Consider the following 862-nt stretch of genomic DNA (forward strand, 5'->3'; position numbering starts at 1 on the left):
GAGCAATGTTGAGAGTAAACCAACATGCGCTTCGACGGTGTCATGTGGTCGACTGCGAAAGTTGGCTGTCAGGCCGATCGCATAAATCACGTGGCCGAGGTTCTCCTCGCTATGGACTAGCGCGCCGCGCACCGGCGCGGTTACTTCGTAACCGCGCTCACGCAGATGAGTGACCAAGTGACGGCCGACAAACCCGGCGCCACCAAACACTGTGAATTTCATTCGCCAGGAAACCCATCCAAGGGATGATGTAGTTCAGGTGATTTATGACGGAGTAACTTGGGGCTCACGTTCTTTACCTGCTTGAAAAGGGGGCCAGATATGAGTTGCGTATTTGCTACGGCCAGCATGTTGAAGCCATGCGGTGGGCCCTCGAGGTAAACGGCCTCGRCCGGAATGAGTTCGATACAAAGCTCCCCGACTTCGTGGTTATTGTGGAAATCGCGCACCGCAAAAAGCTGATAGCCCGCTGCGCTCAACAATTTACAAACTGGTGCATTTAGTAAGCCGTTTGACCAGTCCACATAGTCCCGGTGAACTTCAAAAACGATGCTTGGGTGGTTATTCAGGAGTGTTTTTTCAGCTCCTAGCAGCGCACGAAACTCCGCGCCCTCAATATCGAGCATGATGACGCCGAGTCGGCGTTGCATTGCGGCGCAATAGTCGTCAATTCGTACCGTTTCAAAACTATCTTCGGCAGTGTCCGCAACGACCGAATTGGCGAACGAGTCGAAGCCTTCAAGACGAAGCCGCTGGCTGCTGACATCCCACAGTCCCTTGCGATTAATGACCAAGTTGTTCAGATCATTTAGCGCAACATTTCTTGCGAGCATTTCTGATTGCTCGGGACTGGGCTCAAAAC

General features: G+C 52.7%; 2 protein-coding genes. Both read right to left on the reverse strand.

Translation table 11 applies throughout. From position 1 onward, the window contains the following. Positions 1–222 (reverse strand): NAD-dependent epimerase/dehydratase family protein (locus AC1D1X_RS24610; protein ID WP_477699529.1); only part of this gene is annotated, 222 nt, incomplete at its 3' end. Further along, positions 219–862: FkbM family methyltransferase (locus AC1D1X_RS24615; protein ID WP_477699530.1), on the reverse strand; the 644-nt coding region annotated here is incomplete at its 5' end. The genes AC1D1X_RS24610 and AC1D1X_RS24615, both read right to left, overlap by 4 nt.

This window comes from Polaromonas sp. P1_G4 (assembly GCF_056405475.1).